General features: G+C 34.2%; 35 protein-coding genes. 22 read left to right on the top strand and 13 right to left on the bottom strand.

From position 1 onward, the window contains the following. Positions 1 to 10 precede the first annotated feature (10 nt). Positions 11 to 151, top strand: a complete 141-nt coding sequence (locus tag ACX12B_RS09245) for a hypothetical protein (RefSeq protein ID WP_459353722.1) — start codon at positions 11 to 13, stop codon at positions 149 to 151. Between the two features lie 23 nt (positions 152 to 174). Here the strand turns inward: ACX12B_RS09245 and ACX12B_RS09240 are convergent, their stop codons facing one another. Further along, positions 175 to 1,488, bottom strand: coding sequence for an NAD(P)/FAD-dependent oxidoreductase (locus ACX12B_RS09240; protein ID WP_459353721.1), 1,314 nt, complete (start codon positions 1,486 to 1,488; stop codon positions 175 to 177). An 88-nt stretch (positions 1,489 to 1,576) separates the two neighbouring features. On the opposite strand from ACX12B_RS09240, the gene ACX12B_RS09235 reads away from it, so the two are divergent. Continuing rightward, complete coding sequence (locus tag ACX12B_RS09235) at positions 1,577 to 1,858, top strand: hypothetical protein (protein ID WP_459353720.1); 282 nt, start codon at positions 1,577 to 1,579, stop codon at positions 1,856 to 1,858. Positions 1,859 to 1,884: 26 nt separating this feature from the next. Continuing rightward, entirely contained in the window at positions 1,885 to 2,256 is a 372-nt protein-coding gene (locus tag ACX12B_RS09230) for a ChuX/HutX family heme-like substrate-binding protein (RefSeq protein ID WP_459353733.1), read from the top strand. Positions 2,257 to 2,449: 193 nt separating this feature from the next. On the opposite strand, the gene ACX12B_RS09225 is transcribed toward ACX12B_RS09230, so the two are convergent. After that, entirely contained in the window at positions 2,450 to 3,418 is a 969-nt protein-coding gene (locus ACX12B_RS09225) for a 2-hydroxyacid dehydrogenase (protein WP_459353719.1), read from the bottom strand. 51 nt (positions 3,419 to 3,469) lie between these two features. Between ACX12B_RS09225 and ACX12B_RS09220 the strand changes: the two genes are divergently transcribed. Genes ACX12B_RS09220 through ACX12B_RS09205 form a run of 4 tightly spaced genes read left to right on the top strand, consistent with a single transcriptional unit; the run spans position 3,470 to position 7,017 of the window. Then, positions 3,470 to 3,616 (top strand): hypothetical protein, encoded by a 147-nt coding sequence (locus ACX12B_RS09220; protein ID WP_182126628.1) that lies wholly within the window; start codon positions 3,470 to 3,472, stop codon positions 3,614 to 3,616. Positions 3,617 to 3,664: 48 nt separating this feature from the next. After that, complete coding sequence (locus ACX12B_RS09215) at positions 3,665 to 5,575, top strand: 2-oxoacid:ferredoxin oxidoreductase subunit alpha (RefSeq protein WP_459353718.1); 1,911 nt, start codon at positions 3,665 to 3,667, stop codon at positions 5,573 to 5,575. Beyond that, positions 5,565 to 6,527 (top strand): 2-oxoacid:ferredoxin oxidoreductase subunit beta, encoded by a 963-nt coding sequence (locus ACX12B_RS09210; RefSeq protein WP_459353717.1) that lies wholly within the window; start codon positions 5,565 to 5,567, stop codon positions 6,525 to 6,527. The genes ACX12B_RS09215 and ACX12B_RS09210 overlap by 11 nt, the downstream gene beginning before the upstream one ends. Positions 6,528 to 6,576: 49 nt before the next feature. Beyond that, complete coding sequence (locus tag ACX12B_RS09205) at positions 6,577 to 7,017, top strand: hypothetical protein (RefSeq protein WP_459353716.1); 441 nt, start codon at positions 6,577 to 6,579, stop codon at positions 7,015 to 7,017. Here ACX12B_RS09205 and ACX12B_RS09200 read toward each other — a convergent pair. Further along, positions 7,010 to 7,543, bottom strand: coding sequence for a hypothetical protein (locus tag ACX12B_RS09200; protein ID WP_459353715.1), 534 nt, complete (start codon positions 7,541 to 7,543; stop codon positions 7,010 to 7,012). The genes ACX12B_RS09205 and ACX12B_RS09200 overlap by 8 nt on opposite strands. 102 nt (positions 7,544 to 7,645) lie before the next feature. On the opposite strand from ACX12B_RS09200, the gene ACX12B_RS09195 reads away from it, so the two are divergent. Next, positions 7,646 to 7,975 carry a hypothetical protein gene (locus ACX12B_RS09195; protein WP_459353714.1) on the top strand — a complete coding sequence of 110 codons (330 nt, stop codon included), beginning with the start codon at positions 7,646 to 7,648 and terminating at the stop codon, positions 7,973 to 7,975. A gap of 1 nt (position 7,976) precedes the next feature. On the opposite strand, the gene ACX12B_RS09190 is transcribed toward ACX12B_RS09195, so the two are convergent. Both ACX12B_RS09190 and ACX12B_RS09185 read right to left on the bottom strand, forming a co-directional pair. Continuing rightward, positions 7,977 to 8,531 (bottom strand): hypothetical protein, encoded by a 555-nt coding sequence (locus ACX12B_RS09190; protein WP_459353732.1) that lies wholly within the window; start codon positions 8,529 to 8,531, stop codon positions 7,977 to 7,979. A gap of 48 nt (positions 8,532 to 8,579) precedes the next feature. Beyond that, positions 8,580 to 9,356: a coenzyme F420-0:L-glutamate ligase gene (locus tag ACX12B_RS09185; RefSeq protein ID WP_459353713.1), complete on the bottom strand. Its 777-nt coding sequence runs from the start codon at positions 9,354 to 9,356 to the stop codon at positions 8,580 to 8,582. A 73-nt stretch (positions 9,357 to 9,429) separates the two neighbouring features. On the opposite strand from ACX12B_RS09185, the gene ACX12B_RS09180 reads away from it, so the two are divergent. Genes ACX12B_RS09180 through leuD form a run of 4 tightly spaced genes read left to right on the top strand, consistent with a single transcriptional unit; the run spans position 9,430 to position 13,190 of the window. Continuing rightward, positions 9,430 to 10,701 (top strand): 3-isopropylmalate dehydratase large subunit, encoded by a 1,272-nt coding sequence (locus ACX12B_RS09180; RefSeq protein ID WP_459353712.1) that lies wholly within the window; start codon positions 9,430 to 9,432, stop codon positions 10,699 to 10,701. Beyond that, positions 10,698 to 11,180 (top strand): LeuD/DmdB family oxidoreductase small subunit, encoded by a 483-nt coding sequence (locus ACX12B_RS09175; protein ID WP_459353711.1) that lies wholly within the window; start codon positions 10,698 to 10,700, stop codon positions 11,178 to 11,180. Before ACX12B_RS09180 ends, ACX12B_RS09175 begins: the two co-directional genes overlap by 4 nt. 8 nt (positions 11,181 to 11,188) lie before the next feature. Next, complete coding sequence (gene leuC, locus ACX12B_RS09170) at positions 11,189 to 12,604, top strand: 3-isopropylmalate dehydratase large subunit (protein WP_459353710.1); 1,416 nt, start codon at positions 11,189 to 11,191, stop codon at positions 12,602 to 12,604. Between the two features lies 1 nt (position 12,605). Further along, entirely contained in the window at positions 12,606 to 13,190 is a 585-nt protein-coding gene (leuD, locus tag ACX12B_RS09165; RefSeq protein ID WP_459353709.1) for a 3-isopropylmalate dehydratase small subunit, read from the top strand. Here leuD and ACX12B_RS09160 read toward each other — a convergent pair. From ACX12B_RS09160 to ACX12B_RS09140, 5 genes are all read right to left on the bottom strand, one after another. Next, the gene (locus ACX12B_RS09160) at positions 13,168 to 13,887 is read right to left on the bottom strand and encodes a nucleotidyltransferase family protein (protein WP_459353708.1); all 720 of its coding nucleotides are present in this window, start codon (positions 13,885 to 13,887) and stop codon (positions 13,168 to 13,170) included. The genes leuD and ACX12B_RS09160 overlap by 23 nt on opposite strands. Positions 13,888 to 13,890: 3 nt before the next feature. Beyond that, positions 13,891 to 14,340, bottom strand: a complete 450-nt coding sequence (gene rpsI / locus ACX12B_RS09155) for a 30S ribosomal protein S9 (protein WP_012214808.1) — start codon at positions 14,338 to 14,340, stop codon at positions 13,891 to 13,893. Then, entirely contained in the window at positions 14,337 to 14,801 is a 465-nt protein-coding gene (gene rplM / locus ACX12B_RS09150; RefSeq protein WP_141976293.1) for a 50S ribosomal protein L13, read from the bottom strand. Before rplM ends, rpsI begins: the two co-directional genes overlap by 4 nt. Continuing rightward, entirely contained in the window at positions 14,794 to 15,117 is a 324-nt protein-coding gene (locus ACX12B_RS09145; RefSeq protein ID WP_459353707.1) for a 50S ribosomal protein L18e, read from the bottom strand. Before ACX12B_RS09145 ends, rplM begins: the two co-directional genes overlap by 8 nt. Before the next feature lie 67 nt (positions 15,118 to 15,184). After that, the gene (locus tag ACX12B_RS09140) at positions 15,185 to 15,850 is read right to left on the bottom strand and encodes a DNA-directed RNA polymerase subunit D (protein ID WP_459353706.1); all 666 of its coding nucleotides are present in this window, start codon (positions 15,848 to 15,850) and stop codon (positions 15,185 to 15,187) included. An 88-nt stretch (positions 15,851 to 15,938) separates the two neighbouring features. Between ACX12B_RS09140 and ACX12B_RS09135 the strand changes: the two genes are divergently transcribed. Continuing rightward, complete coding sequence (locus tag ACX12B_RS09135) at positions 15,939 to 16,298, top strand: DUF6659 family protein (RefSeq protein ID WP_459353705.1); 360 nt, start codon at positions 15,939 to 15,941, stop codon at positions 16,296 to 16,298. On the opposite strand, the gene ACX12B_RS09130 is transcribed toward ACX12B_RS09135, so the two are convergent. Beyond that, positions 16,299 to 17,843, bottom strand: coding sequence for a CHASE domain-containing protein (locus ACX12B_RS09130; protein ID WP_459353704.1), 1,545 nt, complete (start codon positions 17,841 to 17,843; stop codon positions 16,299 to 16,301). A 199-nt stretch (positions 17,844 to 18,042) separates the two neighbouring features. Between ACX12B_RS09130 and ACX12B_RS09125 the strand changes: the two genes are divergently transcribed. Genes ACX12B_RS09125 through ACX12B_RS09085 form a run of 9 tightly spaced genes read left to right on the top strand, consistent with a single transcriptional unit; the run spans position 18,043 to position 23,044 of the window. Next, positions 18,043 to 18,729: a ribosome assembly factor SBDS gene (locus ACX12B_RS09125; RefSeq protein ID WP_459353703.1), complete on the top strand. Its 687-nt coding sequence runs from the start codon at positions 18,043 to 18,045 to the stop codon at positions 18,727 to 18,729. Then, positions 18,729 to 19,409 (top strand): exosome complex RNA-binding protein Rrp4, encoded by a 681-nt coding sequence (gene rrp4 / locus ACX12B_RS09120; protein WP_459353702.1) that lies wholly within the window; start codon positions 18,729 to 18,731, stop codon positions 19,407 to 19,409. Before ACX12B_RS09125 ends, rrp4 begins: the two co-directional genes overlap by 1 nt. Beyond that, positions 19,409 to 20,143 carry an exosome complex exonuclease Rrp41 gene (gene rrp41 / locus ACX12B_RS09115; RefSeq protein ID WP_459353701.1) on the top strand — a complete coding sequence of 245 codons (735 nt, stop codon included), beginning with the start codon at positions 19,409 to 19,411 and terminating at the stop codon, positions 20,141 to 20,143. The genes rrp4 and rrp41 overlap by 1 nt, the downstream gene beginning before the upstream one ends. A gap of 3 nt (positions 20,144 to 20,146) precedes the next feature. Then, the gene (gene rrp42 / locus ACX12B_RS09110; protein WP_459353700.1) at positions 20,147 to 20,965 is read left to right on the top strand and encodes an exosome complex protein Rrp42; all 819 of its coding nucleotides are present in this window, start codon (positions 20,147 to 20,149) and stop codon (positions 20,963 to 20,965) included. A gap of 1 nt (position 20,966) precedes the next feature. Further along, entirely contained in the window at positions 20,967 to 21,179 is a 213-nt protein-coding gene (locus ACX12B_RS09105; protein WP_459353699.1) for a 50S ribosomal protein L37, read from the top strand. Beyond that, positions 21,163 to 21,408, top strand: coding sequence for a KEOPS complex subunit Pcc1 (locus tag ACX12B_RS09100; protein WP_459353698.1), 246 nt, complete (start codon positions 21,163 to 21,165; stop codon positions 21,406 to 21,408). The genes ACX12B_RS09105 and ACX12B_RS09100 overlap by 17 nt, the downstream gene beginning before the upstream one ends. A 23-nt stretch (positions 21,409 to 21,431) precedes the next feature. Continuing rightward, complete coding sequence (locus ACX12B_RS09095) at positions 21,432 to 21,821, top strand: prefoldin subunit beta (protein WP_459353697.1); 390 nt, start codon at positions 21,432 to 21,434, stop codon at positions 21,819 to 21,821. Between the two features lie 52 nt (positions 21,822 to 21,873). Beyond that, a complete protein-coding gene (locus ACX12B_RS09090; RefSeq protein ID WP_459353696.1) occupies positions 21,874 to 22,560 on the top strand; it encodes an ERCC4 domain-containing protein in 687 nt (228 codons plus the stop codon). Further along, complete coding sequence (locus tag ACX12B_RS09085) at positions 22,553 to 23,044, top strand: tetratricopeptide repeat protein (RefSeq protein WP_459353695.1); 492 nt, start codon at positions 22,553 to 22,555, stop codon at positions 23,042 to 23,044. The genes ACX12B_RS09090 and ACX12B_RS09085 overlap by 8 nt, the downstream gene beginning before the upstream one ends. A gap of 18 nt (positions 23,045 to 23,062) precedes the next feature. On the opposite strand, the gene ACX12B_RS09080 is transcribed toward ACX12B_RS09085, so the two are convergent. Together ACX12B_RS09080 and ACX12B_RS09075 are read right to left on the bottom strand one after the other, a co-directional pair. Further along, positions 23,063 to 23,548, bottom strand: a complete 486-nt coding sequence (locus ACX12B_RS09080) for an NOB1 family endonuclease (protein WP_459353694.1) — start codon at positions 23,546 to 23,548, stop codon at positions 23,063 to 23,065. After that, entirely contained in the window at positions 23,538 to 24,374 is an 837-nt protein-coding gene (locus tag ACX12B_RS09075) for an NAD(+)/NADH kinase (protein WP_459353693.1), read from the bottom strand. Before ACX12B_RS09075 ends, ACX12B_RS09080 begins: the two co-directional genes overlap by 11 nt. Positions 24,375 to 24,435 lie beyond the last annotated feature (61 nt).

Raw genomic sequence — 24,435 nt, 5'->3', positions numbered from 1 at the left:
TGGAAAAAATATGTCAAAGAGAGTTACATTGCTTATTGATGATGAACTTTACAAAAAATTATTATTTAAACAGGCTAAAGAAATCAAAAAAACTTCAACAAGAATTAGCTTTTCCAAAATAGTTGTTGATATCTTAAAAAAACATGTTTAAAGATTTAGTAAATCTGAATGTTTTTACTTTTTCTCTATTTTTTCAATAATTTCAGAAAACTTCCATGGTCCACACTGTGCATCAATAGTTTCACTCAGAAATAGTCCTGATTTGTGGAGCTGATTTACAATGTGTGCTGCAAATGGTAGTGCTCCAGTTGCTCCAGGTGAGTTATAATTTAGAATGTGAAATGATGATTCATCATCAAGCAAAATTACATCTGGCTCAAACTTTCCTTTTTCATTAATTATTGAAGAACGAATACCTGCTGTTCCTTTTTCAGTAATCTTATCTACCTCAATTTTTGGTAAGAATCTTTTTACTCTTTCAACCATTGTTGATTTTGACATTGATGATTGTATCTCATTCATTGCAAGTTCTTGGAATTGTTTGTCAAAGATTGCCTTTCTTGCACCAGAACTTAACATCTCTAACATCTTTGGAACAAATTCTTTGATGTTTTCAGCTTTGTTGTACCCATATGGACTAAAGACTGGTACTGCATTGGGCCCTATCTCACAACTTCCATCTACTCGGATAATCCAATGAGGATCCAAAAATGGATAATCTGGAAATTCTGGTACTGAATAGATGCTAGTCTTTGTTAGTTTGTTGTACTGTTTTGGCGCCTTCCAGTACTCTCCCCTGAAATGAACATCGGTAAGTTCTGTTGCAACTCCGACATTATGTGCAATGTCTACTGCTTCTCCTCCTGCAGCATTGATTAGAAAATTTGTAAAAATTTCATCTTCTTCATTTAATGTAATTTTCCATTTCCCATTTTCTTTTTTTGTTTTTGTAACTTTGGTTTCTAAAAGAAATGTTGTTCCATTTTCTTTACTATCTCTCATTAATGATTTTGTATATTTTGAATAATCCGCAGAACCATCTCTGTAAACATAAAGTGCAGCTTCGCATTTTATCTCTGGTTCAATTTTTTTAATCTCTGACTTGTCCATTAATTCAATGTCGTTTTCTTCTAACCCGTTTTGTTTTGCCCATTTAAGATATTTTTCTAAAACTTTGATTCCTTTTTTGTCTAGTGCCACTTCTATTACTCCATCTTTTTTAAATGGCAAGTTATGTAGTTGGGAATACTTTTCCCACATGTCAAATCCATGAAATGCTGCGTTTGCAAACAGCTTTTTCTTTTTAGGATTGTATAGATATGGAGCATGTATTTTTCCCGTATTTCTTCCGCTAGTATGAAATGCAACATTTTGTGCTTGCTCTATCACTGCTACTTTTTTTGATTTGTTTAGAAATGATAGAAAATATGACAAAGATGTGCCAAGAATACCTCCACCAATAATTACAACATCAAAATTACGAACCAACTGTTTTCAATTTAATTTCCTTCTAGTTGATAATAAATGGAATCAGTAACAATCAAGGTTAATATCTAATCAAATCTAAAATCAAATTGTGTTACCTGACAGATGTTCTATAAGTAAGGAAGGAAAACAGTGTCCTAGCCCTCCTGAATTTATTGTATCAATTGTGGATGGCAAAGATGAGTATATGGTTGGTGTAACCTGTGGTAGGCACAAACAGATTGTCTCTGGAAAAATTGGATTTTTACAAAAAGAAGGTAAAATTCATGAAGGAAAAATTACTTTTTCGCCTGTAAAAGCCGTTGGAACTGATTGTATTCATGGTGATGAGGACGATTTTGTTCAGATTGACATGAATCGAAGTAAAAATTGAAATAATTTCCTATCTTTTTGATAATGTTGCTTTTTGAGTTATTATCTGATATTGTCAAAATTGAAAATGTCTTATTTGTTGTAAAAAGTGACGGTGCTACAAGTGAGGTTCGAAGCCCTCTTAGTATTAGACAAAAAGAAAAGTGGATCACACTTGGCGAAAATGATGATCCTGCACACATGCATGTTGATTCAGAATTGATAAGCCATGCAGAATTTGTACAAGAGGAAAAACCAGAACGTACAAGTTTTAGTGTAAGATTTTACAACAAAGATGATCAAAGAGTCTTGGCAGCATTTTTCACAAAGATGTATGATGATTCTAAAACACTAATTCCTGAACGAAAAAAAATGTATGATCAACTAAACAAAAAGTTTTCTTCTAAAATTAATTTTTAAAAAAAACCTTGTCTGAAAAAGACAAGGAGAAAAAATATTATTCTTGAGATTTCTTCTTCTTTTCTTTTTCAGATTGTAGTTTAGCTAATTCTAATTCTTCGTTTGTATGTTTGAATTTTTTCAATCTGATTCTTATCTACCGTTTAGATATAAAAACTCCACATTTCTTTTGATATCTACTTGGGCGTGAAATTCAGTATCCTACTGAATAGATCGGTTTTTTTCCATTCATTCCTAGATTGAGATTTTTTACAGTAATTTCAGCCATTTTGGTTCGAGTCTCTTTGGTTGAACTTCCTATGTGTGGAGCCAACACTACATTTTGTAATTTTACAAAGGGATGATTCTTGCCTATTGGTTCTTGCTCAAATACATCTAATCCTGCACCTGCAATGATTTTTTTCTTTAATGCAATTACAAGATCCTTTTCATTTACTACTTTACCTCGTGAAGTATTTATCAAAAATGATGTACTTTTCATTTTTCTAAATATTTTGATGTTAAACATCTTGTCTGTCTCTTTTGTGTGTGGAACATGAACCGAAATTACATCACTTTGTGAGATTAACTTCTCAAATGAGACATATTTTACACCTAGGGATTTTTCTTTAGATTTTGGTATTTGATTTCTGTTATGATAAATTATATTCATATCAAATACTTTGGCTCTTTTAGCAAGTGTTTTTCCAATTCTTCCTAATCCCAAAATCCCTAATGTCTTTCCTTGAAGGTCTAATCCTACATAGTCGTGTGCACCATAGATTACTTTCCATTTCCCATTACGAATGATTCTATCTCCTTCTGAAATCCGTCTTAATGAATCAAGTAATAATGAAAAAGCCAAATCTGCTGTTGCGTCGGTTAAAACTTCGGGAGTATATCCTACTCTAATCTTTTTTTCTTTTGCATATTTTGTGTCAATATGATCAAAACCTACACTATAGGTGCTAATGACTTTGAGATTCCCTGCCAAGTCCATTATTTCTTTGTTAATTGCATCATATGGAAAACAGATCAATCCATCTACATCTTTAATTTTTGATCGTAACTTTGTTTGAGGAATTGGAATTTTTCCACGATGAACTTCGATTTGATATTTTTTCTTTAGCTCCTTTAAAGCAAAATCATGAAGTGTTCTTGTTAGAAACACTTTCTTTCTCATAAAGATGAGATTTATCTCAAACCATTTATACGATTTCTTTCTAAATTCATTATGTCTTCTGAAGCAAAAGAGGAAGAAGAATTTGCAATTTGTGTCGAATGTGGAAATTCTATTGAAAAATGTGTTTGTGTATGTCCTTATTGTGGAGAACGAGACGAATGCAAATGTGCATTATTTGATGCGGCAACTGGAGGATAAGAATTTGGTAAAACTGACTATTACTATTCATTTCATAGGTGATTTACTATGAGCTCTACTGATTTTACTTGGATTATTGGAGGTCCTCAAGGCAGTGGAGTAGAGTCTGGTGCCAACATATTCTCAAGAGTATGTGCTGAGATGGGATATCAAGTATTTGGAAAGAGAGAATTTTATTCTAACATCAAAGGTGAGCACAGCTACTTTACAGTAAGAATATCTGATAAAAAAATCCATTCAAATGTAAATGATGTAACATTGATGGCATCTTTTGATGCTGAAACTATTTTTCGTCATTATGATGAAGTGATCTCTGGTGGAGGAATAATTTATGACTCTGCTCTTGAAGATACAACTACTGACAAAGTCCATACACTTGATGCACCATTTAGAGAGCGACTACACAAAGAACTAGAATCAAAGAACAAACCATTTTCCATTGCAGGTGTTTTAGAGATTGCAAAAGAAAATGGTGTGAAACTATATCCTGTTTCCTTTAAAGCGATTCTTGAAGCATTAGCAGAAGAAACTGAAAACCCTCGCCTAAAGGGATTAATTCGAATGTTCAATGTAATTGGTGTTTCTTTGTCATTGGGATTAGTCAAAATGCCTCCTGATTCTTTGCAAAAAACAATTGGAACAATTTTTTCAAAGAAACAGGAGATTGCAAAAATTAATCAACAGACTGCAAACTATTCTTACAATTATGCTACTGCAAAGTTTGATGAATTCAATTACACTTTAACTGGAATACAAAAAGAACCAGGAACTCTTTTGGTTCAAGGATTCCAAGGAACAGCATTAGGAAAGATGGCATGTGGTTGTAGAATGCAACCCTACTATCCAATCACTCCAGCTTCAGATGAATCTGTATTTTTAGAATCAAATGAAATACTGGAAATAATTGATGATCGTCCTGGTTCTACTGCAGTAATTCAAACTGAAGATGAGATTTGTGCTATGGGTATGGCTATAGGAAGTGCATTGACTGGGACACGTTCTGCAACATGTACTTCTGGTCCTGGATTTTCCTTAATGACTGAGATGCTAGGCTGGGCAGGCATAAATGAAGTGCCTATAGTAATTACAAACTATCAAAGAAGTGGACCTTCAACTGGTTTGCCAACTCGACATGGCCAAGATGATTTACTATCTTCAGTTTTTGCAGGACATGGTGATTTTCCAAAAATTGTTTATGCTTCAGGTGATGTTGAAGAGAGTTTCTATGACACCGGAAATGTTTTCAATTATGCAGATGTGTTTCAGGTTCCGGTTATTCACTTAATGGATAAATTCATTGCAAGTTCTGTTGTGACGTGTAATAGATTTGATCCATCTAAAATCACCATTAATCGAGGAAAACTTTTAGACAAAGTTGAAGATGGATATGAGAGATTTGCATTTACTGATGATGGTGTTTCCCCTCGTTCTAGATTGGGAATTGATAACGGAATATTTTGGGATACTGGAGATGAGTCTGATGAACAAGGACACATCACAGAAGATCCAATTTTGCGTGTAAAGATGATGGATAAGAGAATGTCTCGTCTTGACTTGATTCTAAATGAAATACCAGATATAGAAAAAGCTGTCTCCTTTGGTATTGAAGAGTATACTGTAATCTCATGGGGTTCTTCAAAGGGTCCAATTCTTGATGCAATTGAGATGCTCAAAAAAGAAGGAATCTCCATTGGATTTTTACAACTAAAACTGTTACATCCATTTCCTGGTGAGTATGTTTCATCTTTGCTAAAAGATGCAAAGACGATCATTGATGTTGAAGCCAATCACTCCGCACAATTAGGAAAACTGTTCAAACAGAATGTGCAAAGAGACATTGACTATTCTATCTTAAAATACACCGGAAGAGCAATGACTAGTACTGAAGTTTATGATTCACTTAAGAAAATTGTTGAAAACAAGGCAGAGAAAAGGGAGGTTTTGATGCATGGCGCTTAAGATGGCAGATTTCAAGACCGATGTCCACAATGACTGGTGTCCTGGCTGTGGCGATTTTGGAATCGTTAATGCAATTCAGATGGCCCTGGCTGAAATGGGCGTAGAAAGAGACAAGACTGCAATATTTTCTGGAATTGGCTGTTCTGGTAAAACATCTCATTACATCAATACTTATGGTATTCACACTTTGCATGGTCGAGTCTTGACATTTGCACAAGGTGCAAAAATCGCAAATCCCGAAATGACTATAGTTGCAGTTGGTGGAGATGGTGATGGTCTGGGAATTGGCGCAGGTCATTTTGTTGCAGCAGGAAGACGTAATGTGGATATGACATACATTATCTTTGATAATGGCGTTTACGGATTAACAAAAGGACAAGCATCCCCTACATTAAAACTCGGAGAACAGACAAAATCACTTCCATCCCCAAACACCAATTACAATGTTAATCCAATTGGATTGGCAGTTGCAAGTGGATTTACATTTGTTGCACGTGGTTACTCTTATGATGTAAGACATCTTAAAGATTTGATTGTTCAAGCAATAAATCATAAAGGTTTGTCCTTCTTGGATGTTTTACAACCATGTCCAACTTACAATGATCTTAACACAAGGGATTGGTATGCTGGAACTGATTTAATGGATGAAGCTCAAAAGAGACATTCAAGAATTTACAAACTAGAAGAACATGGATATGATCCTGTTGTTCATTATAATGAAGAAGCAGAAGTCAACGAAAGACTCACACAGGCCCTAATCAAATCTCTTGAATGGGGAAACAAAATTCCCACTGGAGTATTTTACAAAAATGAAACTATTACTCCTTATGCTGTTAGACTAAAGGATAAAATTCCTAATTATTTGGAAAACCCTCCTGCAAAACAAAACATTACAAAAAATGGATTCTCCAATACAGATATCTCGCACATTTTAGACTCACTTGAAGTCTAGTTTTTCTTAAAACCAAACAGATTATAGGCAAGTTTCATACAAGTGTATTTTGCATTTGAATATCAACGAGGCAAATACCATCTTTAGAAAATCAATCATCAAAGGTTTTTTTGAACCTCAACTGGTAAATCTGGATTTTAAAAAATCAGCCATTAAACATCCTGCCATAAATGATGATGGTCTTATGCAATCTGATTTACTTCATATCTTCTTTGATGTAGAAACTGGTGCTGATTATCCTGATGGTGATGAGTGGTTTATTGTTGATATGTTATTTCCACATGACATTAAACTACCTGACAATCTAAAGGGGACTGATTATTTTACAACACTTTCAGTTGAGGAAGGAAAAACATACTGGCATCATCGTGAATTAATTCGCTACAAATATGGAAAATCAAAAAAACTTGAAAACGCTTTGGAATTTTTAGAATCAAAATACAAGGAATTACATGGATTGCTAGAACCGCTACAAAAAGATCTTACGTAATTTCTTTCCAAACATCGCCTTTAAAGGAAAATTGTTTTTGTGGAGATGTTGCAGTGTTTAATCTCCATCTGATTGATTTTGAATCAAACTTATAATGTATCTCTGTCACTTCTGCTGGAATTTTTTGTGGATCAAGGTGGTATGGTAATAATTCCAGTACTGAATCAATTTTTTCTATTGCATTATCAAACCATTGTTTGTCTTCAGTGTCAATTGTGAATCCAATCTTTGGAATCCCTGAGAAATTGATTACAATCTTTATTGCATTTCCGCTACCTCGTCTTCTCTTCATCTCTTTGAATACTGCCTTGACTTTTTCCCAACGCTTGAAATCAAACCACTCAAAGAATGCATCATTGAATGTAAGTGGGATATTTACATCTAAGAAACTCACAAAATTTTCATCATCTGCTTCTATCTCTTCTTGATTAATGGTAAAATGAGAATTTAGAAATCCATACAACACTTCTATCTCCCATGGTGAAATTCCATAGTATCGTAATGTTGTTGTAAGACTTTCAGTCAATAATTTCTAGTCTCAAAAATTGTAATTAAAGCTTCAACATCTCAAAACTAGAAGAAATTGACCTCAAAATTAAAATTAGATGGAGCGCCAGTCACTTTAGATATGAAAAAAGAGTATGTAGTAAGAAGTATTGATTCTGCCCCTGATGGTGCACCATATGTCATAGTGTCATTATCTTCTGTAAAAGATCTTAAAGAAGGAACCCAGAATCCTCAATCTCCTTTTGGTAGTCCAAAAGTTATGGGATTTTCAAACATGAATGATATGATGAAAGACCTCAACAAGATGCTTTCTGGAATGGGAGGTGGAATGGGAATGCAAGGTGGTGTTACTCAATTAAAACTAGAGATGCATGAATACAAAGACATGGGTCTTTCTGTTGGAGATAAAGTCTTTCTAGAACTAAGTAAAGCAGAATCTCTTGGTGTTTAACCTAAAGTATTGTGTTAAAATATTTCCAACCATAAAATGCTGCAACAGTTCCAATAACAAATAACATTGGTTTCCATGCAAATACTGGAAGTGCTGGTGTTGCAAGTTTTACTTTGTAGTTATCTACAATTGCATGAACATTCTTCTTAATTTTATCATGCCAAATACTGTACTCCACTTGATATTTTTTTAGAATCTCTTCTACTTCATAAACAACTGGAGTTCTTTGGGAAAACAAATGTTGAAGATAATCCCTTGACACTTCAACTTCTGCATGAATTCCGATTAGTCCTTTTTTAAGATCTACCATTCTCACATGCATTTCCCATGGTTTCTTTAGTTTCAAATTAAGACCATTACCTATTTGATCTGGTTGTTTGTGTTCAAATTTCACTTTGGTAAATCCCTCATCAGTGAAAATCTTCATCATCTCATCAAAACTCTTCTTTACAACAACATGCAGTTGTTCTACACCTTCTTTTCTGTCTACATCTATCTTGTGTTTTAATCCATCAAGAAATGATACTGTCTTTGGATATGTTGTAAGGTATTCCAATATTTTGATGGACAAAATACCTCTATTTAAAGCAGAACAACAACATTACTAATTTTTTGGTGGATTTGATAAGCCTCTAACATATACACATTGGTCTGGATCTATTGCCATCTCTGATGAATCTATTTTTCTATCTGTAAGAGTTGCACCGGAATTTCTAACTATTGCAAACGGTTTTGATTCTGCACCTTCGCCCATTTTGTGATTTGCAATTGTTGCCAAGTTGTCTACAACTGCCTGAAATGTTACTTTGAGTGGATTACCATCCAGATCTTTCTTTGCTCTCATATCTAACACTGGCTCAATACCTGCACAAGCAATTGCAACACCAGATGTACCAATTCTTGCAGGCATTAATCTACTATCAACTAAAATAACTCCGATATGAATTGACATTTTCAAAAATATTTTCCTTCGAAGTTGTTCTGCTACCAAGTATGGGTTTTCTGGATAAAGAATCACTTTGCCTTTTTTTGCATTAGATTTGTCAATTCCTGCATTAGGTGCCATGATGTTATCTGATGATGTAATTACAAATCCACCTATACCTCCAAAAATTTTATCTGATTCTCTAATCACAACTTCAGCAATTTCTGGTTTTAATTGATATTTTTTTGAGATATCTAATCCTTCATTAGAAATTTGAATATTTTCAAGATCCACAATTCTTCCCTGAGAGTTTGAGATATATTTTGTTGAAATTACTAAAACATCTCCGTCTTCTAGTTTTGTCTTGTTTTTTTCTAATGTCTTGAGAAATACCTCAAAAACATCAAATTTCTCATTCATTCTGTCTGCTAAAAGTGGTAAAACGGTTAACTGCACAATACTATGTGTGTTCTTTTTCTTTTTTATTGTTCTGAAAAGCTTTTAATCTCTAAAAGGGTGGTTTTTGATTATGAACATTGTAGAGAAGATTCTTGCTCGTGCATCTGGAAAATCACAAGTTGCACCTGATGATGTAGTTTTTGCAAAGGTCGACAAAGTAATGGTTCATGATGTTTCTGGACCTGGAGTTCTTAAGGTATTTGACAAATTAAAAAACAAAGGTGTTGATGTTAGCAAACTCTGGGATCCTTCAAAGGTATGGGTAGCAGAAGATCACTTTGTTCCTTCTGCTGAAAAAATATCTGCTGAAAATATTGTTAAACTATCAAATTTCACAAAAAATTATGGAATTGAAAAGCATTTCAAGTATGGAATGGGACAGTATGGAATCTGTCACACATTATCTCACGAAGAGGCATTGGTAATGCCTGGTGATGTCTATGTTGGTGGTGACTCTCACACAAACACTACCGGTGCACTTGGTGCATTTGCATGTGGATTAGGACATACTGATATTGCATATGTCTTGCTCAATGGACAAATCTGGTTTAAGATTCCCGAAACAGATTATTTCAAACTAAACGGAAAACTCCCCGATCATGTGATGGCAAAAGACGTTATCTTGAAAATTATTGGTGATATTGGAACTGATGGCGGAAACTATAGAACCATGCAGTTTGGTGGTTCTGGAATTGATGAGATGTCTGTTGAAAGTAGATTAACACTTTGTAATATGACTACTGAAGCTGGCGCAAAGAATGGAATTGTCGAAGCTGATCAAAAAGTTGTAGATTATCTTTCAAGTAGGGGTGCAACAAATGCCCAAGTATTCAAAGGCGATGCTGATGCACAATATGCAAATGTATACGAATATGAAGCATCTGAGATGGAACCTCTTGTTGCAAAACCATTTTCTCCTGAAAATATTGCAGTAGTAAGAGAGGCACCTTCAGTTGAACTTGACAAATCCTACATTGGTTCTTGTACTGGAGCAAAATATGAAGACTTGGAAGCTGCAGCAAAAATTCTCAAAGGAAGGACAGTAAAGATTAGAACCGAAATTCTTCCAGCATCAATATCAATTTACAAGCGTGCTATGGAAAATGGATTGCTTACTATTTTCTTGGATGCAGGAGTGACCGTAGGTCCGCCAACATGTGGTGCCTGTTGTGGTGCTCATATGGGAGTATTGGCAAAAAATGAAATCTGCATAAGCACTACAAACAGAAACTTCCCTGGCAGAATGGGTCATGTTGAATCTGAAACATATCTTTCATCTCCAATGGTTGCAGCGGCTTCTGCAGTAACTGGAAAAATTACTGATCCGAGGGATTTGCAATGAAGGGAAATGTCATAAAATATGAAAGAGATAACATCGATACTGATGTAATTATTCCGGGACAATATCTCAAGGTCCATGATTATGCTGAACTTGCAACTCATGCAATGGAAGGATTAGATCCTGATTTCCACTCCAAAGTAAAGGAAGGTGATTTTATTTTGTCTGGAAAGAATTTTGGATGTGGCTCGTCCCGTGAACATGCACCAATTGCATTGTCTCACTCTGGAGTCAAAGCAGTATTGGCATTATCTTTTGCAAGAATCTTTTACAGAAATTCTGTTGATGGTGCATTTTTGTTACCTATTGAAATTGAAGAGGATGCATACAAGGGAATTTCTGAAGGAGATGAACTTGATATTGATATTAGTAAAAATGAAATCAAAAACTTGACCAAAAATCAAACATACAAGATGAAACCCTTCTCTGAAATTATTGGAAAAATAATTGATGCTGGTGGGCTTTTTAATTACAAACCATAGGATTCAAAATGGGAAAAACACTTTTTGAAAAAATTTGGGATGCTCATGTTGTAGTTGGAAAAGAATCCGGCCCTTCTTTAATTTACATAGATAGACATTTAGTTCATGAGGTAACTTCTCCTCAGGCATTTGATGGTCTTAGAATGAATAATAGAAAAGTTCGAAGACCTGATCTTACCATTGCTACAATGGATCATAATGTGCCTACAACTGATAGAGGCCTTCCAATTTTAGACCAAACATCATCTGTTCAAATTCAAACACTAGAAAAAAACTGTCAAGACTTTGGAATCAAATTATTTGATATTAACAGTCCAAACCAGGGCATAGTCCATGTAATTGGCCCTCAATTGGGAATCACTTTGCCTGGTTCTACAATTGTTTGTGGGGATAGTCATACGTCAACTCATGGGGCATTTGGTGCCCTTGCATTTGGGATTGGAACAAGTGAGGTAGAACATGTATTGGCATCTCAAACTTTGTGGTTAGAAAAGCCAAAACCATTTGAAATTAAAGTGAAAGGAAAGAGAAAGAATCCTCATGCAGTAACTGCCAAAGATATCGTGTTATCTATAATCAAAAATATTGGAACTGGTGGTGGCACTGGAACTGTAATAGAATACCGTGGTGAGGGAATTGAAGATCTTTCCATGGAGCAGCGAATGACAATCTGCAACATGTCAATTGAGGCAGGTGCTCGTGCTGGATTGATTGCACCTGACGAAAAAACCTATGAATATCTTAGAGGCCGGCAATATACTCCAAAAAACTATGAATCTCTTGTAGAATATTGGAAAGAAAATCTAAAAACTGATGATGATGCAAAATTTGAAAAACAGTTTACATTACACATTGATGACATTGCACCTCAAGTAAGTTGGGGAACAAATCCTGGGATGACTTGTGATGTAACTGAAACAGTTCCAACCCCTGATGAGTTTTCAAAGGGTGACTCTAATCAAAAGAAAGGTGCAGAAAAAGCACTTGATTATATGGATCTTAAACCTGGAACCCCAATTGAAGAAATTAAAATCGATAGAGTGTTTATTGGTTCTTGTACCAATGCAAGGATAGAAGATTTAATCGAAGCATCCAAAGTAATCAAAGGACAAAAAGTTTCTCCAGATGTTCGTGCAATGGTAGTCCCTGGTTCTCAAATGGTAAAAAAACAAGCTGAAGAGATGGGTCTTGATAAAATTTTTACTGATGCTAATTTTGAATGGAGAGAAGCTGGATGTAGCATGTGTCTTGGAATGAACCCTGATATTTTATCTCCTGGGGAACGATGTGCAAGCACTTCAAACAGGAACTTTGAAGGAAGACAAGGTACTGGTGGACGAACTCATCTAGTTAGTCCTGTAATGGCAGCAGCAGCTGCAATTAACGGACATTTTGTTGATGTAAGGAAGATGGATTTGGATTAGTATGGAACCATTTAAAAAAACGACAAGCATTGTAACTCCACTTGATAAAGTTAATGTAGATACTGACCAAATTGTACCAAAACAATTTCTAAAACTTGTACAAAAATCTGGATTTGGAAAATTTTTGTTCTTTAACTGGAGATATGATGAAAATGAAAAACCAAAATCAGATTTTGTACTAAATGACTCAAAATATGCTAATTCCAAAATTCTCGTTGCAGGAGACAATTTTGGATGTGGCTCAAGCAGAGAACACGCAGTATGGGCACTACAAGACTATGGTTTTTCAGTAATAATTGCCCCTTCATTTGCTGATATCTTCTTTAGTAATTGCTTCAAAAATGGAATTTTACCAATTTCAATGGATCAATCTATTGTAGAAAAACTACAACAAGAATCAAATCCAATAGAAGTAGATTTAGAAAATCAAATAATCAAAACTTCTTCTGAAGAGATACCATTTGATATTGATTCTCATAAAAAGAAAATTCTCTTAGAAGGATTAGATGATATTGCACAAACATATCAATTTGAAGATAAGATTTCTGAATTTGAAAAACAGTCTACAATCCCATCTGTCTTATGATTTTTTTTACAGTTTTTTGATTTCTCTCTAAATATGAAGGTGATTCTGCATCAAGCCATTCATTGTCTCCGATATCAAAAGCACTAATCTTTCCTTCTTTTGATAGTTGTTGTAAAATATCGTATGAGAGATTGATCTCTTTTTGTTTTTTCTTTGCCCTAATTTTTTGAATGATGTCTTTTCCAAGCATATAGATTCCTAAACATTCAGATAATTGTAATTTCATTACTGGTTTTTCTTTGAATTCAGTGATGATTCCATCTTTTACTATTGCAAACCCTGTTTCTTCTTTTCTTTTTGTTCTAGTTGCAATACATGCAGAACTCTTCTTTTTTGTAAATGTCTCTTTCATCTTTTTGAGATCTATTGCACACAAATTATCTACAAACCATAACACAAATTCTGATTCTCCTTTGAGTTTTTTCTCAATATGTAATAAATCGCCACCAGTTCCACTTTGTGAATCTTGAACAAATGAGATATTTTTTTGATTTCCGTAGTAGTTTTTGATTTGTCCTCCAAGACCATCAAAGTCAGAAATTATGATAATTTCTTTTATGAAACTGAATTTTTGAAGATACCTTATCACATAATCGATGACTGGCTTTCCATTAATTGGAGTCATTGCTTTTGGAAAGAATTCTGTATATGGCTTGCCTCGTGTACCTTTGCCACCGGCTAAAATTATTGCCTTCACAGTCTAACGGTATGATTTTTGCTTTCTTCTTCTTGCGCCAGGTCCGCCAAACTTCTTTGGCTCTTTTCTTCTGGCATCTCCGCTGATTAGATATTTGTCATAATCTGTGATTCTTTTTCTAAGGTCTTCTCTGGTTGATTTTGGGAATGGATGATCTTTTGGATCTTTCTTTGACTTTGTCCATCCTGTTAGTGCTCTAGAGATTGCAGTTGCAACAGCACTTGCTTGTCCCATAAAACCGCCTCCTCTTACTCTAACAGAAATATCGATTTTGTCTCTCAAATCACCTGTAATTTCTAGTGGTGCTAAAATCACTTCACGAGCAGTCTCTTGTGGAATCATTTCAACTGGTACGTTGTTAATTCTAACTTTACCTTGTCCTTTAGTAATGTAAACATGTGCGCTAGATGTTTTTCTAGTTGCAAAATAGATTTCAGTTTTTGGTGTTGTCATTCAGTCCACCCTATTACTCTGCACAATTCTCCCATTGTGGTATAATTTGATGCAGATTTTTTAATTTTTGCTTTTTCAAATTGGGTCTTCTCAAGTGATTTTAGTTCTTTTGGAGAACCAATGTATGCTCTTAATCTTTTAATTGATTCTTTTCCTGATGGTTTTCTATCATATGGTAACATTTGACGAATCATTTTTGTGATAATTGTATCTGGTCTTCTATAGTGTACAGGTCCGTGTTTTGGATTAATGATACTGTTAATTTCTAAAAATTCTCTGTATTCTTTGATCAAGTTTGATCTAGTTCCACTGTACATGATTTTTTCACAGTTTACAAGTGAAACTCTGTGTCCTTGTTTTAGTAATTTCGCAACATTTGATGATAATCTACCAGCAATGTGGTCTGTTGCATCTACAACAATTGGTCTATCAGTTCTAACAACTGTTTCCTGATTAGCCAAGTAATACTACTCCTTTTCCAGTTGGGTTTTGTTCAATTAGTTCTGAATAACTGATTAGTTTTCCACCATTTTCAATGATTTTGGAAGCTGCAGAATTTGAAATTGAAAATGAACATAATGTGATTTTATGAGGTACATTGCCTGTTCCAAGAACTTTGCCTGGAAATACAACAGTGTCGTTTTCTTTAGTTAGTTTAGCGATTTTATTCAAGTTGATGTCTCTTCTAGCAATGGATGGTTTTAATGCATATTCAGCTAGTTTTGCCCAAATTGGAGCGTCGTTTTTAGCTGATGCTGACTTAAGATCCTTCGCCATGCGTATAACTACTTGATTAGTCATGTGAATAATGCGGTTTAAAACCCAAATATAACGTATATGCTTTCTATTCGCTGATTTGGTCGATTGTATCTTTGAATTCGGCCAATCTTTGACCTACTTCTTCTACTCCTGATATAATGATCTGTTCAGGATTAAGTGCTCCAGTTGATTCTACAGTAAGAATTCTCTCGTCTTCCTTGTCTGTTTCAGTTAGCATTGAAATGTTTGCAGAGTTCCATTTTGCATGTTCTGTACCGCGTCCAAGTCTTGCATAACATTCAACTTTGATTCTTTGACCTGGTGCAAGCTCACAAATTGGAATTTTATCTGATGTTGGAGCAATTGAGTCATCTTCAGAAGATAATTCATTTGATAGAATTGTTCTTGTAACATCTGAATCTCCAGAATCTAAAACTAACATTACTTTACAGTTTGAACATCCTGTTTCACTTTGACAGTCACATTTTGATGGCTCATTAAATCTACCCAAATCTGTTTTGAGTGGTATGAGACCTAGTCTGTGTGCTAGACCTTCATCTGGTAATACTGATGAATTCTCAATAATGTCAACTGTATCGATTGCAAAGACTGGAACCCCGTTTAGACAAACCCGTCTAAGGGCATTTGCGTATTGTAATGGCACGCCTTTTAGCTTTAAAACTATTTTTTGATTATCTTTGCTAATTACTTCTAAGGATGACAAATCTTGAAGAAAATCTTCAAAGTCCACATAAAAATCTAGCTAGTTTTGAGTGTGGATTGAGTCTATTTTGAATTCTTGAGGATATGCTTAAGTCCGTATTTTTTCTAGAAAATTCATGGATTTTGAAAAACTGTATTTAGATATTCTAAATCTAGATTCTTCAATCAGATATGCTGCAATTCAAAATAATACGGGTGTAAAGATTGCTGGTGGCTTTAGATCAGAAATAACTCCAATTCTAAGTGATGAAGAACTCCAGATGATGCACTACTATGCATCCCAAAGATGGCAAACTAGGAAAAACATTGAACACAAAATTGGTCCTGCAAAATATGCCCTAGCTGAATATGATAAAATTAAACGAATTACATTCCCCATTGATGAGAAACATCTGCTGATGATAACAACTGATATCGACTCTGATCATAACGTCATTATTCAACAAGTTCTTAAATTGTTTAATCCTAAAACATAATTATTTTTTTGGCAGTATGATATTGAATCTAGTTGGATGTGTTTGAGCAGAAATTTTACCACCATGATTTTCAATAATTTGCTTACAACTAACTAATCCTAAACCTGTTCCTGTCTGTTTGGTTGTAGTTAATGGTTCAAAAATCATTGATACCTGAGAATCCTGTAAAATGTTTGCAGAATCCTCAAATGTAATTTTGATGAAATCTGGTTTGTTATCTAATGTTATTATGATGTTTCCTTTTTCATTTCCTATTGCTTGTATTGCATTCACCATTAAATTTCTAAATACCACTTGAATCTGATATGGATCTCCGAGCAATATTGCATCCTGTCCATTCACACCTAATTTGATATTTTTTGGAATTTTTACTGATTCTATACTTTCATTGATACAGGATTTTATGCTAATTTTTTCTTTGTGTATTTTTCCTATTCTGATGAAATCAAGTACATCATCTACTTGATGAGAAATTCTATCTACATTTTTAGAAATTGTTTGCAATTTTTCATGAATATTTTTTTTCATGCTTAATTCTCTTTCTCTTGTTAACAATTCTACACTCATTTTGATGTTTGATAATGGATTTCTAATGTCGTGTGATAACCTACTCGTAAGCTCACCTACTAATGCAATTTTTTCCTTTTTCATCATTATTTGTGATAGTTGGATGTTTTTTGAAAATAGTAAAAATACGTAAAACAATAACCCACTCATACTGTATCCTATTATTGGAATCTCAATCATTGTATTCTGTTCTCCTTGATGTTCTGGAATACCCTCAAACTGAATAATCCATTTTCCTCCACCAAATACAATTTCCTCATTTTTTGAAAATTCTTTCTCTTTCTGTAATACCTTAATTTTGTTAGAATCAAAAAATAGCTTTTCCGAAACATGTGATCCGTCAAAAATTTTAATTTCTATATGCTCAAAAATATCGTCTTCTAATGTCCCTGTCATAAAATCATTCATTCTAAACACCGAATACACAAATCCAAAAAATTCTCCATAATTGGAACTTTGTTTGTCGTGAAAATCATAAATTGGCATGATTATTAAAAATCCATTTTGAATATCTACATCTGTTTCTTGAACTAGTGTTATTTTTCCAGTAAGTACAGTCTTTCCAGTTTTCATTGCTCGATCAACTGCTTCACTTCTTATTTGCTCTGAGTAAATATCAAATCCTATGGCTTTTCTGTTTCTTTCATTATCTGGCATCAATAAAACAACTGGAAAATATTTGTCTCTTTGCTCTTCTGGGTATATTCCTTGAAATTCTGACTCTTTCAATTTTATATTGATTTCATTTTTTCTCTCTTCACTAGATATGTATTCTATGTATCCTATGCCTTGGTTATCTGGAAATCTTTTTTCGATATTTTGTAAATTGTAAAAATTGTAAAACTCATGTGATTCAACAATTTCAGATGTTGCAAAGAGACCATGAAATCCCATCAAAACTTGTTCATGTATATTTAATTTTTCTAAAATATTATTTGCTATATTTTTTGTTACGAATTCAAATTCTTTTTCTTGCAAATTTTTTTCTTGTTCTAAAAAAACCATCCATATTACTGTCGTTGTGATTAAAGCAATCCCTAAAGCAATCCATGGAGAATGCCCTAATTTCATATTGTATTCTCACACTAATATCATCTAATAAACTCTCAAAGGACAATTTTTTATTTTGAGGCTTAGAGGTTGAGATAAATACTAAATTATCATAGATTCATTAGAAATGGCCGATGTAACAGTTGCAAGATTCTCTTTTGAAGGAGAGAAATTTGAGATATTGGTAAAACCTGATCCAGCACTAGAGTACAAGCTTGGGAAGAAAAAAGATATTTCTGCAATTTTAGTTTCTGAAGACATCTATACTGATTCAGGGAAAGGAACAAAACCTTCAACTGAAAAATTACTCAAAGCTTTCAAGACTGAAGATCAAACTGAGATTGCTCAAATAATTATGCAAAAAGGGGATCTTAATCTTACAACTGATCAAAGACGAAAAATGATTGAAGACAAGAAAAAACAGCTTGTACAATACATTGCAAAAACATATGTCGATCCTAAAACTCACTTGCCTCATCCTCCTTTGCGAATTGAACAAGCAATGAAAGATGGAAGAGTTTCAGTCGATCCTCAAAAAAGTGTAGATGAACAAGTAAAAGATATTGTAGAAAAACTTCGTTCAATAATTGCTCTAAAATCTGAAAACTTGGAATTAGAGATTGTTATCCCTGCACAATATGCTTCACAATCATATGCTGTTCTAAAATCAGTAGGTTCTTTGAAAAAAGAAGAATGGCAAAATAATGGTTCTCTAAAAGCAATACTTGAAATACCCGCTGCAGCAAGGCCAAACGTGATAGACAGATTAGGTTCTATAACCAAAGGTTCTGCTTCAGTTGAGGTAATGCAATAATGGCAGATAAGAGAAAATATGTTATTCCTGGCGATGTTGTAACAACAGGACCTTTTAGACCTGAACAAAATGTAATTCTTGATGGAAACAAAATAATTTCTACCACTATTGGTATTTCTGAGATTTATGATGATTCTGTTCGTGTAATCCCCTTAACTGGAAAATATATTCCAAAAATCAATGATCTTGTAATTGGCAAAGTCAACTCTCACACATCATTGTCTTGGGAATTGGATATCAACTCATGCTATGTTGGATTTTTACCTGCACAAGACGTCTTTGGACGTGACTTTTCAGCTCATGCTGACGAACTTGCAACTAAACTAAGAACCGGAGATCTTGTAGCTGCAAGAATAGCAAACTTTGATAGAACAAGAGACCCACTAGTTTCAATTTCTGATAGAGATTTGGGAAAGATTGATTCTGGGGTTTTGATGGAAATATCTCCAAGCAAAGTCCCACGCCTAATTGGAAAAAAAGGCAGTATGATTCAGATGATTGAAGAGGCTACTGATGCTGCAATTACAATTGGTCAAAATGGTTGGGTTGTAGTTTCATGCGAATCCCCAGAGGGATTATTAAAGGCTAAAAAAGCAATTCAAATGGTTAATGAGCAAGCACACGTTGCAAATTTGACTGATCAAGTGAAAGAAATGTTAGATAAAAAAGGTGAATCATAATGGGTGGACGAGAAGCAACAATGGTCCTTATGGACGAAAATGGAAAACGTTGTGATGGACGTACAGTAGATGAACCACGTCGAATTATGATTAAAGCTGGTGGACTCAAAAATGCAGATGGTTCATCTTACATTGAATTTGGAGATAACAAAATTCTAGTTGGAGTTTTTGGTCCAAGAGATGTTCATCCAAAACACATGTCTGACACTGACACTGGTATTTTGAGAGTTAGATATCATATGGAGCCATTCTCTGTTGGTGAGAGAAAGAATCCAGCTCCTTCAAGAAGAGAGATTGAAATTTCCAAAGTTATCAAAGAAGCATTAGAGCCTGCAGTTATGTTAGATAAATTCCCAAGAACTGCAGTTGATGTGTTTATTGAAGTTTTACAAGCAGATGGTGGAACTAGATGTGCAGCACTTACTGCAGCATCTGTTGCATTAGCTGATGCAGGTATTCCAATGAGAGATATGGTTGCAGCAATTGCAGCAGGAAAAGTTGCAGACACTGTAATTCTTGATGTTAATAATGAAGAAGACCAGGCAGGTCAAGCAGACATGCCAATTGGCTACATGCCAAATCTTGAAAAAATAACACTATTGCAATTAGATGGCGTACTTACTCCTGAAGAATACAAAAAATGTGTTCAAGTTGGAGTAGATGGATGCAAACTAGTTTACGAATTACAAAAGAAAGCACTCAACGACAAATATTTTGGAAATAAAGGAGACTAGGAAATGACTTCACATACTGTTATTGATGAACTAAAGAGAAATCAAATTCTTGACTTGTTAGAGCAAGGAAAAAGAGTTGATGGAAGGGCTCTTGATGAAGTAAGAGAAGTTTCAATTGAAACTAATGCAATTCCAAAAGCAAATGGTTCCGCAAGAGTCAGATTAGGTGATACTGAAGTTGTTTGCGGAGTTAAAATCCAACCAGACAGACCTTTCCCTGATACTGGTGACAAAGGTCTTTTCATTTGTACTGCTGAACTATTACCACTATCGCATCCTACAGTAGAAACAGGACCTCCTGGACCTGAAGTAATTGAATTAGCTAGAGTTGTAGATAGAGGAATTAGAGAAAGTCACATGATTGATGTTTCTCAATTAGTTATTGAAAAAGACAAATCTGTAATTGGTGTTTTTGCAGATAATGTTGTTGTTGATTATGATGGTAATCTCTTTGATGCATGTTCTTATGCTGCAACTGCAGCATTACTATCATCTAAAAGTCCAAAATGGAATTGGGTAGATGACGCTCCTGCATTAGTTGAAGGAGAAGATGTTGCTGTTCCAATTACTACCATCCCTGTATCTGTAACTATGGCTAAAATTGGAAAACACATCATAGTTGATCCTAACGGTGATGAGTGGGCAAGTATGGATGCAAGAATTACAATTACTAGTGATTCTGACGGAAACATTTGTGCCTTACAAAAAGGAGGCAATGATGGATTTACCATAGAGGAAATTGTACAATGCGGTGAGATTTCAGTTAGAGTAGGCGCAAAAATAAGAGAAAAATTAAAAGCAGCTCAGCAGGCAGGTCAATAAAATGGCAAAAGCTAAAAAATCACTCAAAGGTCTTGGTGCAAGATACGGAATTAAGATTAGAAAAGAGTATACCAAAATTCACCTTCAATTAAAACAAAAAAGAGCATGTCCTGAATGTGGTTCACAAACATTTGGCAGAGATGCAGTAGGAATTTGGTCTTGTAAAAAATGTAGCTTCAAAGTGGCTGGAACTGCATATGACGTTAAAGTTTAGTGCAAAAATTACAGTTGATGCAAAAGACAATACAAAAGCAATTTTTGATTCTGTAAATACTGATAACGAATTTTATCCTGAAAACCCAGTAAAAACTGAAATTAAACTAGATAAAAAAATGATAATTTCTGTAGAATCTGAACATCTTCCCCACTTGAGAGCAAATCTGAACTCTACTTTGAGACTAATTCAAGCAAGTAATGATACAATAGAATCGGTAAAGATATAATGAAACAAAAATTGTGGTAAACCATGTCAGCAGGACAAATGCCACCATGGCTTCAAGAACAATTGATGAAACTACAACAATCTCAACAAAACCTCCAATCAATCATGACTCAGAAACAACACCTTGAGATGGAGAAGGCAGAAACTGAGAAAGCACTTGAAGAATTAAAAAAAGTCGGTGATGCTGATACAGTTTACAAACAAGCAGGAACTGTCTTGTTAAAATCAACAAAAAAAGAACTAATTGATGAATTAGAAGAAAAACAAGAGATGGCAAAAACTCGTATGACCGTCCTTGAAAAACAAGAAACACGTGTCAAAGAAAGTCTCAAAGAACAAGAAACAAAAATTACTGAAATGATGAAGGGTGGTTCTGAGGCACCAAAAACCGAAGAAGATAATCCTCGAAAATAATCACTAAAACCATTTTCATATAAGATATTAACAATTCATTTCAAAGGTATTTGTGAAATTAGAGAATCTAAGAATTATTGTTGATGAAAGAGAGAAAAAAAGCGGAATTCCTGAATTACTAAAATCAGTTGGCCTGAATCTTGAGATGAAGACCCTTCCGATAGGTGACTATATTGTTGCCCCTGAAACAGTTGTGGAGCGAAAAAGCATTCGTGATTTGATGGCATCAGTATTTGATGGTAGACTGTTTGATCAATGTGCTAGACTCAAGGAGCATTTTGAACATCCAATTGTTCTAATGGAAGGTAATGTTGATGAAATTGAAGAGATTACGGAAAACCCTTTAATTTTTTATGGTGCAATATCAACTGTTGTTCTTGATTTTAAAATCCCAGTAATTCCTACCCCAAGTGCGGCACATACTGCAAAATTATTGGTCTCTATGTGTTCTAGAAAAGATGTATCAAAAGGCCCATTCTTGAAAAAAATAAAAAAATCATCTGATTTGGAGATACAACAATTGTCTTCTCTTTGCAGTTTACCTGGTGTTGGGGAAAAGTTTGCAGTAAGAATGCTTGAGAAATTTGGCACTCCTCTCAAAGTATTTTCTGCCACAACTACAGAACTTGCAAAAGTTGAAGGATTAGGTGAGGCAAGAGCCAAAAAAATCAAAAAAGTCCTTGATACAAAAAGTAAACATCTCAAAAAATCAAATCAAAAAACTCTACATGATGACTGATACAATTGAATCTTTACTAAATAGCGGCCAAACGTTGATGAATCTGGGAAATCCAAAAGATGCATTAATAATTTATGATAAAATTCTTTCACAAGACCCAAAACATATTGTGGCTTTGCTAAAGAAAGGACACATTTTGGGGCAATTGGCAAGATATGAACAAGCAATTACTCAATACGATAGTATTCTTTCTCAAGAAAAAAATCTCTTAGCATTACTTAACAAAGGATTGGCTCATCATTATCTGGGACAAGTGGATGTTGCTCTTGATTGCTATGATGAAGTTTTGAAAGAAAAACCTAACAATCCAACTACGCTTTACAATAAAGCATCATCTTTAATAAAATCTGGAAAAATACAAGAAGGAATCAAAATCTTATCTGAAGTTATCAAATTGGATTTTTCATTTAAAGAAAAAGCTAAATTTGATATTGAATTTGAACATATAAGAAAACTTAATGAATTTAAAAAAATTACAGTTTAATTCTTCAAATTGTTATTTTTACAATTGCTCTTTGAGTAATTTTCTTTTCAATGGGGTGGCACAGATGGGGCATTCTTTTCCTGTTGAATGGTTTATTCTACATCCTGGGCAATAATGCACCCACTTTCCAACATCTCTGATTCCTTGAGTCATTATTGGTGAAATCTTCAATCCTAGATTTCTTGCTACATTGGAAATGGCAAAATCATCACTAATTATCTCGCCTTCTAATTCAATACTTAATGCAATAACTGACAAATCTTGTTTTGATAGTTGGGGATAATCTCCAGTATTTTTTGCAGCATCAGTAGCAGCTTTTATTGAATCTGTATCGGGTTCTCTAATTTTTAGTCTGTTTGTTTCAAGTAAAGTTCCTAACGCATCGTGATTTTTCTTTATGTGTTTGATTTCATCATATACTAATGATGTTGTATAACAATCATTAGCTGATCTAAATGGAACACCTGCATAAAATGCACTAGCGTCTAAAATTCTAAAATCCAAGCTTACTCATCTGTCTTAGTCCTCTCTGTTTTAATCTCAGAAAGATTGCTGGTTTTTTATATTTCTTGATTGTTATTGGTTCCTCAAATCCTGCGGTTTTGACTACTTGTGCATCCATTACAATGTTGCAATCATGTGAACTGATAATCTCAATCTTTTCGTCTGGCACAACAATTGATTCTAGTCTATACACTGGTGCAACTGGAGTAATTATCAATACATCTAAACTCTCATGCAAAATTGGTCCTCCTAATGAAAATGAATGTCCTGTAGAACCACTTGGTGTTGCAACAATTACTCCGTCCATCTTTTGTTTTACATTATCATTTTGAAATTTAATCTCAATCTCTGCTGTTCTTGTCAAGTTTGTTCTAGCGATGTAGATCTCATTTAGTGCTGGCGGGAATTCTTTTCCTCCACAAGATGCAACCACTCTAGTTCTCTTGTCTAAGAAAAATTTGTCTTTTTGAATTTGATTTAATGCATTATCTATCTCTTCGATTGTAATTTCAGCTAAAATTCCCCTATTTCCACCTACATTAATTGTCAAAATTGGAGTTTCATTATCTAAATTTCTAAAAACTCGAAGTGTGGTTCCATCTCCACCTAAAGTTATTACTAAATCTAGTTTTATTTTTTTTAATTCTTCTAGGGTTTCAATCTTTTTTGCCCCCTCGACTTGAATTGGGGCTATGGTGTACACCTTAGATTTTTTCTTCAATAATTTTTTTGCTACATCAGTTGCAGCTTTTTCCGATTCTTTGTTTCCTACTTTACTTACCACTGCAACATTTTGTAGTTTCAAGCAGTTTTCTAGAAATGTCATTTACTTAAAAATGATATTTTTTGGAAAAACAATTAAGTATGAAAGAGATTCCGATTATCTC

It is taken from the genome of Nitrosopumilus sp. S6 (genome assembly GCF_054515815.1).
The sequence above is the reverse complement of the archived record's forward strand: the minus strand, read 5'-3'. Positions and strand labels throughout refer to the sequence as shown.